The organism is Propionivibrio limicola (genome assembly GCF_009469695.1).
Classification (GTDB): Bacteria; Pseudomonadota; Gammaproteobacteria; order Burkholderiales; family Rhodocyclaceae; genus Propionivibrio; species Propionivibrio limicola.
Window position 1 is genome coordinate 227,961 of sequence record NZ_SSSR01000001.1, and the last position, 17,053, is coordinate 245,013.

The 17,053-nt window shown below is 60.7% G+C and carries 15 protein-coding genes; 9 read left to right on the forward strand and 6 right to left on the reverse strand.

The annotated features are described in order from the left end of the window. Positions 1 to 3 precede the first annotated feature (3 nt). Both GH659_RS01090 and GH659_RS01095 read right to left on the reverse strand, forming a co-directional pair. On the reverse strand, positions 4 to 1,836 hold the full coding sequence (locus tag GH659_RS01090) for a tannase/feruloyl esterase family alpha/beta hydrolase (RefSeq protein WP_153108864.1): 1,833 nt from the start codon (positions 1,834 to 1,836) through the stop codon (positions 4 to 6). 357 nt (positions 1,837 to 2,193) lie between these two features. Then, entirely contained in the window at positions 2,194 to 2,646 is a 453-nt protein-coding gene (locus tag GH659_RS01095) for a winged helix-turn-helix transcriptional regulator (RefSeq protein ID WP_281349690.1), read from the reverse strand. Between the two features lie 88 nt (positions 2,647 to 2,734). Here GH659_RS01095 and GH659_RS01100 point away from each other — a divergent pair, with 88 nt between their 5' ends. Next, positions 2,735 to 3,586: an SDR family oxidoreductase gene (locus GH659_RS01100; RefSeq protein ID WP_153108865.1), complete on the forward strand. Its 852-nt coding sequence runs from the start codon at positions 2,735 to 2,737 to the stop codon at positions 3,584 to 3,586. 253 nt (positions 3,587 to 3,839) lie between these two features. On the opposite strand, the gene GH659_RS01105 is transcribed toward GH659_RS01100, so the two are convergent. Then, complete coding sequence (locus GH659_RS01105; protein ID WP_211364059.1) at positions 3,840 to 4,388, reverse strand: PDGLE domain-containing protein; 549 nt, start codon at positions 4,386 to 4,388, stop codon at positions 3,840 to 3,842. 150 nt (positions 4,389 to 4,538) lie between these two features. Between GH659_RS01105 and GH659_RS01110 the strand changes: the two genes are divergently transcribed. The 8 genes from GH659_RS01110 to GH659_RS01145 all read left to right on the forward strand — a co-directional run bounded on the left by GH659_RS01110 (position 4,539) and on the right by GH659_RS01145 (position 11,268). Next, on the forward strand, positions 4,539 to 5,477 hold the full coding sequence (locus GH659_RS01110) for a ketopantoate reductase family protein (protein WP_153108867.1): 939 nt from the start codon (positions 4,539 to 4,541) through the stop codon (positions 5,475 to 5,477). 135 nt (positions 5,478 to 5,612) lie between these two features. Then, a complete protein-coding gene (locus GH659_RS01115) occupies positions 5,613 to 6,620 on the forward strand; it encodes a TRAP transporter substrate-binding protein (RefSeq protein WP_153108868.1) in 1,008 nt (335 codons plus the stop codon). A gap of 147 nt (positions 6,621 to 6,767) precedes the next feature. Beyond that, the gene (locus GH659_RS01120) at positions 6,768 to 7,160 is read left to right on the forward strand and encodes a VOC family protein (protein WP_153108869.1); all 393 of its coding nucleotides are present in this window, start codon (positions 6,768 to 6,770) and stop codon (positions 7,158 to 7,160) included. Positions 7,161 to 7,180: 20 nt separating this feature from the next. Continuing rightward, complete coding sequence (locus tag GH659_RS01125) at positions 7,181 to 7,636, forward strand: MaoC family dehydratase (RefSeq protein WP_153108870.1); 456 nt, start codon at positions 7,181 to 7,183, stop codon at positions 7,634 to 7,636. A gap of 20 nt (positions 7,637 to 7,656) precedes the next feature. Next, positions 7,657 to 8,901, forward strand: a complete 1,245-nt coding sequence (locus GH659_RS01130; protein WP_153108871.1) for a CaiB/BaiF CoA transferase family protein — start codon at positions 7,657 to 7,659, stop codon at positions 8,899 to 8,901. Between the two features lie 14 nt (positions 8,902 to 8,915). Next, positions 8,916 to 9,752: a shikimate dehydrogenase gene (aroE, locus tag GH659_RS01135; protein WP_153108872.1), complete on the forward strand. Its 837-nt coding sequence runs from the start codon at positions 8,916 to 8,918 to the stop codon at positions 9,750 to 9,752. A 60-nt stretch (positions 9,753 to 9,812) separates the two neighbouring features. Next, positions 9,813 to 10,259, forward strand: a complete 447-nt coding sequence (locus GH659_RS01140) for a type II 3-dehydroquinate dehydratase (protein WP_211364060.1) — start codon at positions 9,813 to 9,815, stop codon at positions 10,257 to 10,259. A gap of 184 nt (positions 10,260 to 10,443) precedes the next feature. Further along, positions 10,444 to 11,268, forward strand: a complete 825-nt coding sequence (locus GH659_RS01145) for a citryl-CoA lyase (protein ID WP_153108874.1) — start codon at positions 10,444 to 10,446, stop codon at positions 11,266 to 11,268. Between the two features lie 127 nt (positions 11,269 to 11,395). Here GH659_RS01145 and lpdA read toward each other — a convergent pair whose 3' ends face one another. The 3 genes from lpdA to GH659_RS01160 all read right to left on the reverse strand — a co-directional run bounded on the left by lpdA (position 11,396) and on the right by GH659_RS01160 (position 17,051). Continuing rightward, positions 11,396 to 12,820, reverse strand: coding sequence for a dihydrolipoyl dehydrogenase (gene lpdA, locus GH659_RS01150; RefSeq protein ID WP_153108875.1), 1,425 nt, complete (start codon positions 12,818 to 12,820; stop codon positions 11,396 to 11,398). 109 nt (positions 12,821 to 12,929) lie between these two features. Continuing rightward, positions 12,930 to 14,186: a 2-oxoglutarate dehydrogenase complex dihydrolipoyllysine-residue succinyltransferase gene (odhB, locus tag GH659_RS01155; protein WP_153108876.1), complete on the reverse strand. Its 1,257-nt coding sequence runs from the start codon at positions 14,184 to 14,186 to the stop codon at positions 12,930 to 12,932. 15 nt (positions 14,187 to 14,201) lie between these two features. Next, entirely contained in the window at positions 14,202 to 17,051 is a 2,850-nt protein-coding gene (locus tag GH659_RS01160) for a 2-oxoglutarate dehydrogenase E1 component (protein WP_153108877.1), read from the reverse strand. Between the last annotated feature and the right edge of the window lie 2 nt (positions 17,052 to 17,053).

The window sequence follows — 17,053 nt, forward strand, 5'->3', positions numbered from 1 at the left end:
CGATCATAAGCAGACGAAACTGGTTTCCGTCTCGATAGAGCCTTCGCCGAGGTAGCGCGCAATCTGCGGATACGGACAGAGTGGGCGCGTCCTACCTTCGGGCCACGTAGGATTGGTTTCGCTGTTTTCTCTGACCGGTCGAGTAGAAGCCACGATGCGTTGCGGGGCGATGCCTTTCTCAACCCAATCGACGATGGCGGTCACCATGTCGAACTTGTCAGCCGCCGGCCCACCATAGGAATGCAGCATGCCGGGAACAACGAACAGCCGGACGAATTCCGCCCGATTACGGTGATTTTTTGCCAGCGCCTCGTACCAGCGGATCGTGTCATTGACCGAGAAAACCGGATCGGCGGTGCCGTGATAAACAATCATCTTTGCGCCGCGCTGACGAAATGCCGCCAGATCGTCTGGGTGCGGCGGCGTGTATTCGTCATAGGGCGCCTCCGCGTAGCCGTTGCCCGTGGCAAAGATTTTCAGCGCATCGGCGCCTTCGCCATTCATGCGAAAACCCATGACGTAGTCGAAGATCGTTGTCCCCTGACCGGTAAGAACATCCGGAGATTGCGGCGGATTCGAAAACATGAACGCCATCCCCGGGCCGGTCAGCGTCATGATCCGGCTGGTCGGATTGCTGGCGGATGCCGGGCCCTGGGCATTCGCAAAATCGCCCATCTGCCATTGCCGCCAGCCAAGCGCTCGCATGCCGGGGTCGAATGGCCATTCGGCGTAAAGCGCGTTCCCGTGCCGGTCTTTCGGCCCCTGCATCATTTTGTCGAGCGTGTTTTTCTTCGCCGCCGTCAGGCAATTGGTTTCCAGCGCCGACGAGCAGGTCGGCACATCGTCCTTCAACGAAAAAGCCTGACGACACGCTTGGATGTCGAACACCAGACCATCGTCGAGTCCATCGAGAGCATCGCAGCGCTCCAGAACCCTGTTGGCGACGAGGTCCATGTCCGCTTGGGAAAAACTGCGCGAGATATCGGCCTTGCCATCAACGAGCGGCGCAATGGCTGCCATCGCCTGCGCATTCCAGATCGCGGCCAGCACCGCTTTCGGCAGGTTGAACGCCGGCGGACCGGAAACGATACCGTCGAACAACGCCGGATAGCGCGCCGCCGTAACCATGCCGACACGCCCGCCGTTTGAGGTGCCGACCATGTACGAGCGATCTGGCGCTTTTCCGTAGGCCGCTGCGATCAACTTTTTGGCCATCGGCGTCACGACAGCTACGTAGCCGTGGGCGTTTTCCGTGCGCGCCTGCGGATCGATCCCGAACACTTGCTGCCGGATGGCGGGAGCGACGGAAGTATTGGCACTACCGTCATGCCCGGAATCAGTCGTGACCACGGCAAAGCCGCGCTGCAACGCCGTATCGACGGGACTGCCGCCCAGCGTTCGTCCGTAGGCCTGAACCATCGGTACGGCCAACGAGCCCTCCACGCCACCGTTAGGCTGGAAAAACAGGCGGCCGTTCCAGTCCTTCGGCAAGCTCATCTCGAAACGGATGGCATAGCCTTGCCCGTCGACAGGACTCGTGCGCTCGTTCATGCGCCCGCGCACGTAGCAGTGCTCGGGCAATTGGTAGGCCACGCCGTCGATGCTGACCTGCTTGCCGTGCGGGATCGTCTCGGCGGAAAGCATACGCAGGCTGGTGTGCGAGAAATCTAGCAATTCGGCACATTTCTCACGCACCGCACCAGACGCCACCGTGAGTTGCGGCACGGCCGGTTCGGCGCCGGCGCCGGCGGGCGGTCGCCCAGCGCATCCTCCGACAAACGTACAGAGCAATGCGCCAGCGGCCACGACCAGCGTTTTATTCCTGTTTTTTTGCATACGCGCCTCCTGTGGGAAGCGCTCATTATTCAATTGTCACGCAAGCCACGCGACACGCAGGGCGTGAATAGTGAATTCACGTTTGAAAAAGAACAATTGGCTGAAGGCCACACCTTCGATCTGCAAACACCGCTTGGATCGCACCGCGCGTTCTTATTGTTCCGGACCGATGAAGTAGAAAGTTGTCGTCATACCGGCGAAGGCCGGTATCCCGTGTCGGAGAGCCATCGCCGACTGTACCCCGGCGTTCGCCGGGGTGACGAATTCAAACATCAACGGGCCGGATCAATAACGTTCGGAGCGGGATCAAAAGCAGTCGTTACTGTCGCTTCGGGATATCGATCTATTGTTTCCCTACTAACGAAGTCGATGCGTTACCACACCGGGTACCGTCTGTAACGCATCGCTCTTCTCCGTTCTTGCCTGCAGGATTGCCGGCAACTTAACTTCAATCCAATCTGCGAGATCACGAACTAGAAGTCCCACTTCATTCCCGAGTGGAGTTAACGAGTATTCCACACGAGGCGGGATGACCGGATAAGACACGCGCAGCACAAAACCATCCGTTTCAAGCCATTGCAGCGTCTGCGCGAGCATCTTTTCGCTGACACCGCCAATCTTGCGCCGTAGATCACTGAAACGATGTGTCCCGGTCAGCAGCGCTACGAGGACTAATACCCCCCAGCGACTGGTCACGTGCTTCAGAACTTCACGCGACGGACAGGCCTCGGCAAACAGATTCCCACGTAAAAACTGCTCTGTAAGCGTGACAGGCATGTCTGCGGATTTGTCGGTTGACTTTGATTGCATACACTAACCTTTAAGTGCGTACTTACGAGAAGTAAGTATAAGCGATAATGTAGGCGCTCCTTCAATACATCACACAGGAGCATTTACCATGATTGTTATTACCGGAGCTTCCGGCCAACTCGGCCGTCTCGTTATCAAGTCTTTGCTGGCCAAGGTTCCTGCATCGCAAATCGCCGCCACTGTACGTAATCCCGAGCGCGTTTCCGATCTCGCGGCTTTGGGGGTGCAAATCCGAAAAGCGGATTATTCAAACCCGGCATCTCTCGAAACGGCGTTTCAGGGCGCTGAAAAGGTATTGCTGATTTCATCGAGTGAAGTCGGGCAACGTCTTGCTCAACACAAGAATGTCATCGATGCCGCCAAGAAGGCGGGCGTCGCTCTGCTGGCCTATACGAGCTTGCTGCACGTCGACACGTCGCCTCTGTTCTTGGCCGGGGAACACAAAGAAACCGAAGCCTATCTCAGGCTGTCGGGTGTCCCGTTCGTGTTGCTGCGCAACGGTTGGTATACGGAGAATTATCTGGCGAGCATCCAGCCCGCTCTGCAACATGGAGCATTCATTGGCAGCGCAGGCGAAGGCCGCATCGCCTCTGCCGCACGTGCTGATTATGCGGAGGCCGCCGCCGTTGTGCTTACCAGTGCCGGACAAACTGGCAAGGTATATGAACTCGCCGGCGAGGAGTCCTATACGCTGGCAGAATTTGCTGCTGAATTGAGCCGTCAGTCAGGCAAACAGATTCCATATGTCAATCTGCCGGAAGCCGAGTTCAAGGCCGCATTGGTTGGCGCTGGATTGCCAGAGCCGCTCGCCGGGGTTCTGGCGGGCTCGGATGTTGGTGCCTCCAAAGGGGGGCTGTTTGATGACAAACGCCAACTCAGCGCTTTGATTGGTCGAGCGACAACACCACTTTCCTCGCTTATCCAAGCGGCTTTGAAGTAATCAACCAAAGCGGCGTCGGTTTAGTCGGCATAAGTGTTGAAGCTCCGGGGCGACGTGGAGTTCCTGCGCGAGCAACTGACCTCCGGGCCGTATGCATTGGTCAGGACGCCAGCCAGCAACAAATGCAACATTGCTTATTGATCCGGCCCGTTGATGTTTGAATTCGTCACCCCGGCGAACGCCGGGGTCCAGTCGGCGATGGCTCTCCGACACGGGATACCGGCCTTCGCCGGTATGACCGCAACTTTCTACTTCATCGGGCCGGAACAATAGCGAGTCGTTGTGGCGCGGATTGTTGCAGCAGTCTGACCAGAATCGCTCCGAATACGCCGACCAGTATTACGCCAGCCAAACCGGAAAGTGCAGTGGAAATAGCCCCTTCTCCCAAAGCAGGAAGCGTGTAGTCAGGCAGCGGCGCAATGAACAACGGGGCTCCTTCTTTCAAGAAGCCATATTGCCCGGCCACCCATTCCAGACCGTCTGGATAGGTGCAGGCAAATGGGCTCAACAGCGTAGCGGTCAGCAATGCGCCCAGGAATGGCGCGGCGTGTTTGCATTGGTTTGTCGTAGCATTCTTGCTATCGAGGGTGCGAACCAGAATCAGCGTAACGAGTGCTTCACCGACCCCGATCAAGGCGTGGACGCTGAGCATGGCGGGCACTACTTTGCCCGCCGCAATTGTGTCGCTGACCGCCAGTTCAATGCTGCAAGCGGTTGCGGCCAGCAAAGTAGAAGTCCATCCCGCCAGTATCAGGGCAATGTTGTCGTTCGCCCCCCGTTTCAGCAAGAATTCGTACAGCAACCTAGTTGGACACCCGCCCCTGCCACTCTCCCACGTCAATTGTAAAAAGCAATTTTATTGATTGTATCCATTGCATAGCAGAGACCGAATCTGACGACTAGAGTGACTGCAACGTTCAACGACATTCAAAAACGTGGCAAGGAGCTCGAAGTGAAAATTTGCATATTGGGCGCAGGCGCCTTGGGTTGCTCGATCGGCGGCGTGCTGGCCATGGGCGGTTCGGATGTGATCCTGATTGACCGCAATCAGCCGCACGTCGATGCCATCAACGGCGCAGGCCTGAAGATGCGCATCGGCGACGAAGAGAAAACCGTCAAGGTCAAAGCCTACACCAGCCCGGCCGGGCTTGAGCCGGTCGACCTCGTGGTCATCCTCGTCAAATCGTTTGCCACGCGGGCGGCCATCGAATCGGCACGCAATCTGGTCGGCCCGGACACGCTGGTCATGTCGATCCAGAACGGGCTGGGGCATGAGGAAATCCTCGCCGAGGTCGTCGGCCGCGAACACGTACTGGCCGGCAAGACCTACGTCGGCGGCGTTTTCCTCGAACCGGGCCGCATCATCTCCGGCTACAAGGGCAAGCACACCTACATCGGCGAACTCGATGGCCGGCTGACGCCGCGCCTGCAGGCCGTCGTCGGCGAGTTCAACAAGGCCGATCTATTGACCACGGCCAGCACCAACATCATGGGCACCATGTGGGACAAGCTGATGGTCAACGTCGCCGCCGGCGCGCTGTGCGGCATCACGCGGCTGCCCTATGGCTGGCTGTACAAGATTCCCGAAATCGAGGAAGCCGGCGTGGCGGCGGTGGCCGAAGCCATCGCCGTGGCCAAGGCCAACCACATCAGGCTGACATCGGAAGAACCCAAGTACTACTGGGATCTGGCGGCCGAAGGGCTGCCCGCCGACTTCAAGACTTCCATGCTGCAAAGCCTGGAAAAGGGGCAGATGACCGAGATCGATTTCATCAACGGCGCCGTCGTCCGCTGGGGCGAGCGTTCCGGTATCCCGACGCCGGTCAACAGGACGCTCGTCGCCTGCATCAAGGGCATCGAAAACTGGATCGTCAGTTTCGGCAACCAATAACACAACACGCCGAAACGGCGCGGGGGCGCACACGCGTAACAAGAGTAACGAGATTCGTCAGGACAGGGCTTTCCCGGTCATCGAATGCGGAGATTCCGCGCAATGCTTCAAGTCTTTTTTCAACAGGAGGTTCAAATGCATCTGAAGAAGAAAATCGGTCTGGCAGTTGCCGCAGCGTGCTGCATGATGATGGTCGGCGGGGCGCAAGCGGAGATTCGCGAGCATTCCTTCCGTTTCTCGACGACGAACCCGAAAGGCCACCCGATCCCGGCCGGCGGTGAAAAATTCGGCGAACTGCTCGCCAAGAAGAGCGGCGGCAAGATGACCGTCAAGCAATTCCCGGGCGGCGTGCTCGGCGGCGACGTGCAGGTCCTCTCCGCCGTGCAGGGCGGCACCATCGACCTGACCTCGATGAACGCCGGCATCCTGCAGGGCCAGATCAAGGAATTCGCGATCGTCGACCTGCCCTTCCTCTTCGCCAACGGCAAGGAAGCCGACGCCGTACTCGACGGCCCGGTCGGCCAGAAGATGGCCGCGCTGATGCCGGCCAAGGGCATGATCAACCTCGCCTACTTCGACCTTGGCTTCCGCCAGCTGACCAACAGCAAGAAGCCGGTCAAGACGGCAGACGACATCCCCGGTTTGAAGCTGCGCGTCGTCCAGTCGCCGACCTACATCGACACCTGGACCGCGCTCGGCGCCAACGCCGTCCCGATGCCGATCACCGAGGTCTACACCGGCATGGAACAAAAGATGATCGACGGCCAGGAGAACCCGTTCTCCGTAATCGAGATCAACAAGTTCTACGAAGTACAAAAGTACCTGACGGTGACCAACCACATGTACAACCCGCAAGCCTTCTTCATGAGCAAGAAGTCGTGGGACAAGCTCAACGCCGACGAGCAGAAGGTCGTCATGGAAGCGGCCAAGGAAGCCGCCGTCTGGCAACGCCAGTTCTCGCGTGACTCGCAAGACAAGGCGCTGGCCAACCTGAAGAAGACGATGGAAGTGAGCGAACTGACGCCGGCCGAAGTGGCCAAGCTGCGCGCCAAGGTCAAGCCGGTGATCGACAAGTACAGCACCACGATCGGCGCCGACTTTACCAAGGAATTCCTCGCCGAGATCGAGAAGGTCCGCAAGTAAGCATAATGCGTTCGGCTGAGTCAGCCCGATAGTTTGGGCTCCGGTGACTCTATGCGGCGACCTCCTAGCGCCGCATGCCGGAGCTGTTTTTAGACCCGTGACAACCAGATTGGCCTGACCGGGCTAGAGGAAGAAGAGGAAGCAAAAATGGCCTACACGAAAAAAGCGTACGTCGAACATGTCGCGATCCGCGTCAGGGATATCGACTGGCACATCCGCTTCTTTCGCGACGTGCTCGGCATGACGGTGAAGGAAGTGCATGGATCGGAAGAAGCACCGATCAGAGCCTGGACGATCGGCGGCATGCAATTCAACCTCGATCAGGATTTTCAGCGCCCGGACGGGCTGCTCGATCACATCGGCCTCATGGTCGAGGACCTCGAAGCCGTACTGCGCGAGGCGCAAGGCTGGGGCATCAAGGAAGGGCCGATGGGGCGCAACTGGCTTCAATTGCCGGAGGGCCTGATGCTCGAGATTAACCAAGCACATGGCAACGCGGTAGCGGAAGCGCTTGCCGTCCAGCCACAACCGAAACCGTAACGATTTCAAGTGAGACCGCAATGACCAAGAAAGAACTGTATTTCGACGAAATCAAGGTGGGCGACAAAGGCATCAGCCCGACCTACACCTTCACCGAAGCACGCATCAACGCCTACGCCGAACTGACCGGTGATTTCACCCCGGTGCACGTCGACGAGGAATACGCGAAAAAGACACCGTTCGGCACGCGCGTCGCACACGGCCTATTCGGCCTGTCGGTGGCCGACGGCCTGAAGACACAAAGCGAATACTGCTTCCAGCCGGGCATGTCGCTGGGCTGGGAATGGAGCTTCGTTCTGCCGATCAAAATCGGCGACACGTGTCATATCGAGTTTGTGGTGGCAAGCACGCGCGAGTCGAAAAGCCGCCCGGGCTGGGGCATCGTCGTCGTGCCGGTGGAACTCATCAACCAGCGCGGCGAAGTCGTGCAGAAGGGCGAGCATCGCGTCATGGTGCCGTGCCGTCCGAAGGCATAAGCCAAAATCAGAAGTCCATCATGAAAACCCAACCTCTTCCGCTATCCGGTATTCGTGTCATCGATTACAGCCACTTTCTGGCCGGCCCCTATGTGTCGCGGTGTCTGGCGGCGCTCGGCGCCGAAGTAATCAAGGTCGAGCGCCCGACGGAAGGGGAAGCCGGCCGGGCGCATCCCTATTTCATCAAGGGACAGAGCGGCTATTACCTGCAGCAGAACATGGGCAAGGAAGGTCTCCGCATCGATATGAAAGACCCGCGCGGTCTCGCGTTGATGCAGAAACTGGTGGCATCCGCCGACATCTTCGTCGAGAACTACCGGCCGGGAACGCTCAAGAAGCTTGGGCTGGGCTACGAAGAGCTGTCGCAGATCAATCCCGGGCTCATCTACTGCTCCATTTCGGCCTACGGGCACACCGGGCCGGATTCGCACCGCCCGGGATATGGACTGATTGCGGAAGCCAAGAGCGGCATCATGTCGATGATCGGCTCGTCCGGCGAAGCGCCGCCGCTTCTGCGCATCGCGCTGGGCGACGTGCATACCGGGGCGAACGCCGTCGGCGCCATCTGCGCCGCGTTATTCGGGCGAGTCAAATCCGGGCGCGGCCAGCATATCGACATGGCGTTGTACGACAGCCTTGTGTCGATGCACGAGTACGCGGTGCAGTGCTACACGCTGTCCGGCGGCAAGGAAATCCCCGTGCAGACGGGGCACGACCTGCCGACATCGACGCTCTACGGTGTGTTCACGGCAACTGACGGCTACGTGGTCATCGCCGCGCAGGTCGATGAGGCCTGGAAACGCTTCGCCAAGCGGGTGGGCGGCGAGGCCCTGGCGGCCGATCGCCGCCTCCATTCCGCAGCGGGGCGCAACGCGCACCGTCTGAAAATTCTGGCGATCGTGCGCCCGTGGGTGGCACAGCGCCGCGTCGCCGAGTGTCTGGCAGCGCTGGAGGAAATCGATGTACCCGCCGCCAAGGTGCAGAACATCGAAGAAGTGCTTGCCGATCCGCAGATCAAAGCGCGCGGCATGCTGGTCGAGCAGGAACATCCGGTGCTCGGGAAGGTGCAGTTGGCCAACCTTCCGTATCACTTCTCCGAATGCGATACCACGTTAAAGACAGCGGCTCCGTTGCTGGGCCAGCATAACCGCGCCATTGCCGCCCGTTTGGGCTACAGCTCGTCGGAAATCGATGCACTGGTCCGCGATGGCGTTTTGTACGCCGAAGCGGCCGTCGCAGAAATCACCGAGAGTGCCACGAAATAATTGGAGCTTTGACAATGACTGACAAGTACGCCGTGATCGGCAACCCCATCGGCCACACCAAGTCGCCGCTGATTCACATGACGTTCGCCGAGCAGACCGGCCAGGACATCGAGTACACGGCCATCGAAGGCTCGCTCGGCGGCTTCCGCGAAGCGGCCGAGGCGTTCCGCGCGGCCGGCGGCTGCGGCATGAACGTCACCGCGCCGTTCAAGCTCGACGCCTTCGCCTACGCGACCGACCTGACCGAACAGGCGCAGCTCGCCGGCGCCGTCAATGCGCTGAAGTTCGCCGACGGCAAGGTGTACGCGCAGAACTTCGACGGCATCGGCCTGACCCGCGACATCGTGCATAACCTCGGCTACCCGATGCGCGGCAAGCGCGTCCTGCTGCTCGGCGCCGGTGGGGCCGCGCGCGGCGCGATGCTGCCGTTCCTCAAGGAGAAGCCCGCCCAGTTGGTGCTGGTCAACCGGACCGTCAGCAAGGCCAAGGAATTGTTCGAGCAATTTTCTCCCTATGCCGGCGATACCGATTTTTCATTCTGCGCGTATCCCGAACTCGGCGACTTGTCCGTTCAGTTCGACATGGTCATCAACGCCACCTCGGCCAGCCTGCGCGGCGAGTTGCCGCCGGTGCATACCGGCGTCTTCAAGCCGGGATGTCTGGCCTATGAACTGGCTTACGGCAAGGGGCTGACACCGTTCCTGCGGTTGGCCCAAGGCGCGGGTGCACAAAAACTCGCCGACGGCGTCGGCATGCTCGTCGAGCAGGCCGCCGAAGCCTTCGAGTGGTGGCGCAGCGTGCGCCCGGAAACCGCACCGATGATTGCCACCCTGACGGTTCCGCTGGTTTGAGCGGGACGTTTGAATAGTGTTTCTTGATCGTCTGTTTAATTTTTTCAAAGGAGTGAAATCATGAAAGTTCTGATGCTGCACGGGATCAACCACAACATGTTCGGCAAACGCGACCCGAAGCAATACGGCACGATCACGCTCGACGAAATCGACGCCACGCTGCGTGAAGTCGGCGAGGAACTCGGTTGCGAAATCGAGAGCTTCCAGACCAACGACGAAGGCGCGATGTGCCTGCGCATTCACCAGGGCTTCCTCGACGGTGTCGACGCCGTGCTGATCAACGCCGGCGCCTGGACGCACTACAGCTACGGCATCCGCGACGCACTGGCCATCCTGACCTGCCCGATCGTCGAACTGCACATGTCGAACATCCATTCCCGCGAGAAGTTCCGCCACTACTCGTGCTTCGGCGAAATCGTCAATGGCTCGATCTGCGGCTTCGGCGTCGACAGCTACACGCTGGCCCTGCGCGCCGCCGTATCGGCCGCCAAGGCGAAGAAGGCCTGACAGGTCAAAAACGGGGCAGACAAATGCTTCACCACCAAGACACCAAGAGCACAAAGATTCACCAAGAAAACAGAGCTTTTACTTGGTGCTCTCTTGGTGTCTTGGTGCCTTGGTGGTTCGCGTTTTTCGCTGTCTGATTACCAGCGTTGTCTTTCCCCTGCTGTTTCAAAAGGAGTTACGCATCATGAGTCAAATGACCAATGAAGAAAAAGTGAAGGCGGCGTCGGACTGGTGGTCGACGAGCATCATCGACGTTCAGCGAGGCGCAATCGGTATTCGCGGCTATGCCATTCAGGATCTGATTGGCAAGGTCAGCTTCCCCGAGATGATCTGGCTGATGTTGAAAGGCGATTTGCCGTCGCGCGCCCAGGCGCAACTCCTCGAAGCAGCGATGGTTCCCTGCGTTGACCACGGGCCGCAGGCTCCCTCGTGCGCCATCGCCCGCATGGCGGTGACGTGCGGCTTGCCGGTCAATGGCGCCCTGGCTTCGGCCATCAACGCGCTCGACGACATTCACGGCGGGCCGGCGCAACGGTGCATGGAGATTTACAACGAAATCGATGCCGAAGCCGGGGCGGATGGCGACCTGCTGGCCGCAACGGCCGCGGTGCTGGCGCGCAGCGAGAAATACATGCCGGGCTTTGGCCACCGCTGGCATCCGATCGACCCGCGCGTCGCGCCGCTGTTTTCGCTGGTCGACAAGGCCGTTGCCGACGGCACGATCTCCGGTCGCTTCGCCGCCATTGGCCGCGCCGTGGAAGTGGTGCTCAAGGAGAAAAAAGGCCGCACGATCCCGATGAACATCGACGGCGTCACCGCCGCCATCTTCTGCGAACTCGGCTTCCCGCCCGAACTCGGACGGGGGATTTTCATCCTTGCCCGGTCGGTCGGCCTCTTAGCGCATGCCTGGGAACAGAAGCAGGCAGGAGTGCGCATCAAGGGGCCGCTGCCGAAGGAAATCCCTTATACCTACACGGGGCCGGCGCCACGGGAATTGCCCGAACGGTAACCGAATCGAGCAACTTAAGGGAACGCTGAAGTATTCGTCACCCCGGCGAAAGCCGGGGTCCAGTTCGTTGATTTTGTGGATTCCGGCGTTCGCCGGAATGACGAATCTGGCCTAAATCAGCACTTCATCAAAAATGCAGCGGCCGCTTGTCGCAGGCCAGCGCGGCTTCGTGCACAACTTCCGACAGCGTCGGATGGGCATGGCAGATACGGGCGAGATCCTCGCTCGCGGCGCCGAATTCCATGGCGACGACGCCTTCTGAAATCAGCTCGGAGGCGTTCGCGCCGATGATGTGCACGCCGAGGATGCGGTCGGTCGCCGCATCGGCCAACATCTTGACGAAACCGGTCGTCTCGCCAACGCCGAGCGCCCGGCCGTTGGCGGCGAACGGAATCTTGCCGACCTTGTAGGCCACACCCTCTTCCTTGAGCTGCTGCTCGGTCTTGCCAACCCAAGCGATTTCGGGGCTGGTGTAGAGCACCCAAGGGATCGTGTCGAAGTTGCAATGCCCGGCCTGACCGGCCATCAGTTCAGCGACCATCACCGCTTCTTCCATCGCCTTGTGCGCCAGCATCGGGCCGCGCACGACGTCGCCGACCGCCCAGACACCCGGCAGGTTGGTGCGGCAGTGGTCGTCAACGGCGATGCGGCCACGTTCGTCGATTTGCAGCCCGACAGTCTCGGCATTGAGGCCCTCGGTATTCGGCACGCGCCCGATCGAAACGATCAATCGGTCGGCCTCCAGTTGTTTTGCCGCGCCGTCCTTGGCGGTGTAAGCCACCGAAACGCCCTTCTTGGTCGTCTTGACTTCGCCTATGCTGACGCCGAGTTCGATCGCCAACCCCTGCTTGGCGAACACCTTGGCGGCTTCCTTGGCGACGTCGGTATCGGCCGCGCCGAGAAAATCAGGCAAGGCTTCGAGGATCGCCACTTCGGCGCCGAGACGGCTCCAGACGCTGCCCATTTCGAGGCCGATCACACCGGCACCGATGATCGCCAGCTTCTTGGGCACGGCGTCGATGTCGAGCGCCCCAACGTTGTCGCAAACGCGGACGTTGTCGACCGGCACGCCGGGCAAATGCCGCGCCCGCGAGCCGGTGGCGACGAGGACCTGTTTGGCCTCGACCACCTCCTCGCCCACCTTCACCTGCCAGCCGTTCTCCGTCTGGCCGACGAAGGCGCCGTGGCCGTTGAGCAGCGTGACCTTGTTCTTCTTGAACAGCCCCTTGATGCCGGTAGTGAGCTGGCCGACGATCGTGTTCTTGCGCTTGACCATCGTCGGCACGTCGATTTTCGGCGTATCAACGAGAATCCCTTGCGCGGCGAAACCATGCGCGGCTTCGGCAAACAGGTGCGAGGTATGGAGCAGCGCCTTCGACGGGATGCACCCCACGTTCAGACAGGTGCCGCCCAGACGCGGCTCGCCCTTCGGATCAGCATAGGGATTGGACTCGCAACAAGCGACCGAAAAGCCGAGCTGGGCCGCACGGATAGCACCCACGTAGCCGCCGGGACCACCACCGATGACCAGCACATCAAAATTCTTTGCCATACAAACTCCTAAATCTTCACCACCAAGACACCAAGGGCACCAAGATTCACCAAGAAATACTTGGTGCAACTTTGTGTTCTTGGTGCCTTGGTGGTTTGCATTTTTTTCATTAAACGCCGAGCAGCAGACGAGTCGGATCTTCCAGCGCTTCCTTCATGGCGACCAGGCCGAGGACGGCTTCGCGGCCGTCGATGATGCGGTGGTCGTAGGACATCGCCAGGTAGTTCATCGGGCGGATGACGATCTGGCCGTCTTCGACGACCGGCCGGTCCTTGGTCGCATGCACGCCGAGGATCGCCGATTGCGGCGGGTTGATGATCGGCGTCGACAGCATCGAGCCGAACACGCCGCCGTTCGAAATCGAGAACGTGCCGCCGGCAAGGTCTTCCATCGACAGCTTGCCGTCCTTGGCCTTCTGCCCGAATTCAGCGATCTTCTTCTCGATGTCGGCAAAGCTCATCTGGTCGGCATCGCGCAGGATCGGCACGACCAGACCGCGCGGACTGCCGACGGCCACGCCGATGTCGATATAGCCGTGATAGACGATGTCGTTGCCGTCGACCGAGGCGTTGAGGATCGGGTATTTCTGCAGCGCGGCCACGGCGGCCTTGACGAAGAAGGCCATGAAGCCGAGGCGCACGCCGTGTGCCTTCTCGAACTTCTCGCCGTACAGCTTGCGCAGCTCCATCACCGGCGCCATGTTGACCTCGTTGAAAGTGGTCAGGATGGCGTTGGTCGATTGCGACTGGATGAGCCGTTCGGCGACGCGGGCGCGCAGGCGGGACATCGGCACGCGCTGCTCCGGACGGTTGGCCAGCGGCACGGGCACCGGGGGCGCTGGCGGCAGCGTTGGCGAAACAGCCGCTACCGTCGCCGGAGCAGCAACGGTCGCCGGCGCTGCGGCTGGTTTGACGGCCGCCAGCGCATCGGCCTTGGTCACCCGCCCGCCGCGACCGGTGCCGGGCACCTCATCCACGGCAATCCCCTTTTCATCGAGGATCTTGCGCGCCGCCGGCATGGCGACGCCTTTGGCGTCCGGCACAGCCGGAGCAGGTGCTGCACTTGGCTGCGGCGTGGACTTGGCAACCGGCGCCGCAGATTCGGCGCTGGGCGATTCGGTGGCCGTCGCGTCTGTATCGATGCGGGCGATCACCTCCTCGGCCACGACGGTCGCGCCGTTGGCCTTGATGATTTCAACCAGCACGCCGTTCGCCGGCGCCGGCAGTTCGAGCACGACCTTGTCGGTTTCGATGTCGATCAGGTTCTCGTTGCGTTTGACGGCCTCGCCAGCTTTCCGGTACCAGGACAGCAGGGTGGCTTCGGCGATGGACTCCGAGAGTTGGGGAACTTTGACGTCGATCAGCATGATCAGTGACTCCGATTAAGCGGGTTTGTACGGTCCGATGGCACCCAGAGCGGACTCGATCAGCGCTTTCTTTTGCGCGTTGTGTTTGCTCAGATAGCCTACCGCCGGCGAGGGCGACGCGGGGCGCGAAACCAGCAACAGGTGCTGGTTTTTCTTCAACGACCGGTCGAGGTGTTGGCGCGAGGCGATCCAGTACCAGGCGCCCTGATTGCGCGGCTCATCCTGGCACCAGAGGATTTCGGTGGCGTTCGGGTATTTGGCCAGTTCCTCGTCGAACGCCTTTTGCGGGAACGGGTAAAGTTGCTCGATCCGCGCAATCGTGATGTGGTCGATGTTCTTCTCGCGACGGGCCGCCAAGAGATCGAAGTAGATCTTGCCGGAGCAGAAGACGAGGCGCGTCACCTTCTTCGGGTCGATCGGATCGACTTCGCCGATCAGCGGCTGGAAGCGCCCCTTGGCCAGCTCGTCAAGCGTCGACACGGCGTCCTTGTGGCGCAGCAGCGATTTCGGCGTGAAGACGATCAGCGGCTTGCGCTGCTTGCGGATGGCCTGCCGGCGCAGCATGTGGAAGACCTGCGCCGGCGTCGTCGGCTGGCAGACTTCCATGTTCATCTCGGCGCAAAGCTGCATGAAACGCTCGATGCGCGCCGACGAGTGTTCCGGCCCCTGCCCTTCGTAACCATGCGGCAGCAGCAGCACAAGCCCACACGCCTTGCCCCACTTTGTTTCGCCCGAGGCGATGAACTGGTCGATCACCACCTGCGCGGTATTGGCAAAGTCGCCGAACTGCGCTTCCCAGACAACCAGATCGAACGGGTTCGAGGTCGCGTAGCCGTATTCGAAGGCGAGCACGGCTTCTTCCGACAACACTGAATCGAAGCACTGGAACGACGCCTGCTTCTCCTGCAAATGGGCCAGCGGGTAATGGACGCGGTGCTCGTAAATATCGCAACCCTGATCGTGCACCGAAGCGTGCCGATGGAAGAAGGTGCCGCGACACACATCCTCGCCCGACAGGCGCACGCCGTGCCCGGAAACGAGCAGCGAGGCATAGGCGAGGTTCTCGGCCATTCCCCAATCGAAGGAGAGGTCACCCTGTCCCATCCGGCGGCGGTCGTCGATGATCTTGCGCACGCGGCTGTGCAGCGTGAAATCGTCCGGAATCGCCGTCAGGCGCTCGGCCAGGCGCTTGATCTCCTTCAACGGCACCGTCGTATCGCAGTTCTCGATGTATTTCTTGGGCAGGAACGGCGTCCAGTCGATCAGCAACGGGTTCGTGTAGCCGGCGAGCACCGGGTTGTAGAGCAGTTCGCCGCGGTCGAGGTGATCGCGGTAGCTTTCGATCATGTCGTCGGGGCCGCTTGCCGGAAGTACGCCCTCGGCCACCAGCCGGTCGGCGTACAGCTTGCGCGTGCCGGGATGCTCGGCGATGCGGCGGTACATCGAGGGCTGCGTGACCATCGGCTCGTCCTGCTCGTTGTGACCCAAGCGGCGGAAGCAGACGATATCGACAACGGTGTCCTTCTTGAATTCCTGCCGGAACTCGAAAGCAAGGCGGATGGCCAGCGCCACGGCTTCCGGGTCGTCACCATTGACGTGGAAGATCGGCGCCTCGGCCATCTTGAACACGTCGGTGCAGTAGAGCGAGGAGCGCAGATCGCGCGGGTCGGACGTCGTAAAGCCGATCTGGTTATTGACGACGATGTGCACCGTGCCGCCGGTCCCGTAGCCGCGCGTTTGCGCGAAGTTGAGCATCTCCTGATTGACGCCCTGACCGGCCACGGCGGCGTCGCCGTGGATGAGGACCGGCAATACTTTTTCCTGCGCGCCTTCGCCGCGTCGGTGTTGGCGGGAATAAACGGCACCGGCGACGACCGGATTGACGATTTCCAGATGCGACGGATTGAACGCGAGCGTCAGCTGGCACGGGCCGCCCGGCGTCGACACGGAAGAGGAGTAACCAAGGTGGTATTTGACGTCGCCAGACGCAAGTTCCTGCGCCTTTTTGCCTTCGAACTCCTCGAACAGCATTGAGGGTTCCTTGCCCAGCGTATTGACCAGCACGTTCAGACGACCGCGGTGCGCCATACCGATCACGATGTCATCGACTCCGGCGCCGCCGGCAACGTTGACCAACTCATCGAGCGCCACGATCAGCGATTCGCCGCCTTCGAGCGAGAAACGCTTCTGGCCGACGTAACGCGTGTGCAGGTAACGCTCCAGCGTCTCGGCGGCAGTCAGCCGTTCCAGAAAGCGCAGCTTCTGCGCCGGCATATAGGTCGCCTTGGCGCGGATCGGTTCCAGCCGCGCCTGCAGCCAGCGCCCTTCGGTGATGGTATTGATGTACATGTACTCGACACCGATCGAGCCGCAGTAGGTTTCCCGCAGGGCGTCGAGAATCTGGCCGAAGCTGGAGTGTTCCGGCACGCCGAGGAAGGAGCCGACGTTGAACACCGCGTTGGCGTCGGCATCGGAAAAACCATAGAACGACGGCTCAAGCTCGTTAATTTTCGGCCGCGTTTGCCGCTTGAGCGGATCGAGGTCGGCCCAGCGCACGCCGAGCGTCCGGTAGGCCCGGATCATCTGCAGCACGCGCACCTGTTTCTTGTCGTTCACCGGTTGGGCGGCGACTGCCCGGTAGCCGCCCTGCTTCGCCTGTTCGGCAAAGGCGTGAATCACCGGCTGGTGCGGCACATCGCGCGCGACGGGCGCGGGCAACTGGGCGAGCTTGTCGAAATAGGCCCGCCATTCATCAGGCACCGAAGTGGGGTCGCCGAGATAGTTTTCGTAGAGTTCCTCGATGAACGGCGCGTTGCCGCCGAAGAGATACGAGGTCGAGAAAAGCTGATCGAGCTGAGTCGTCATGT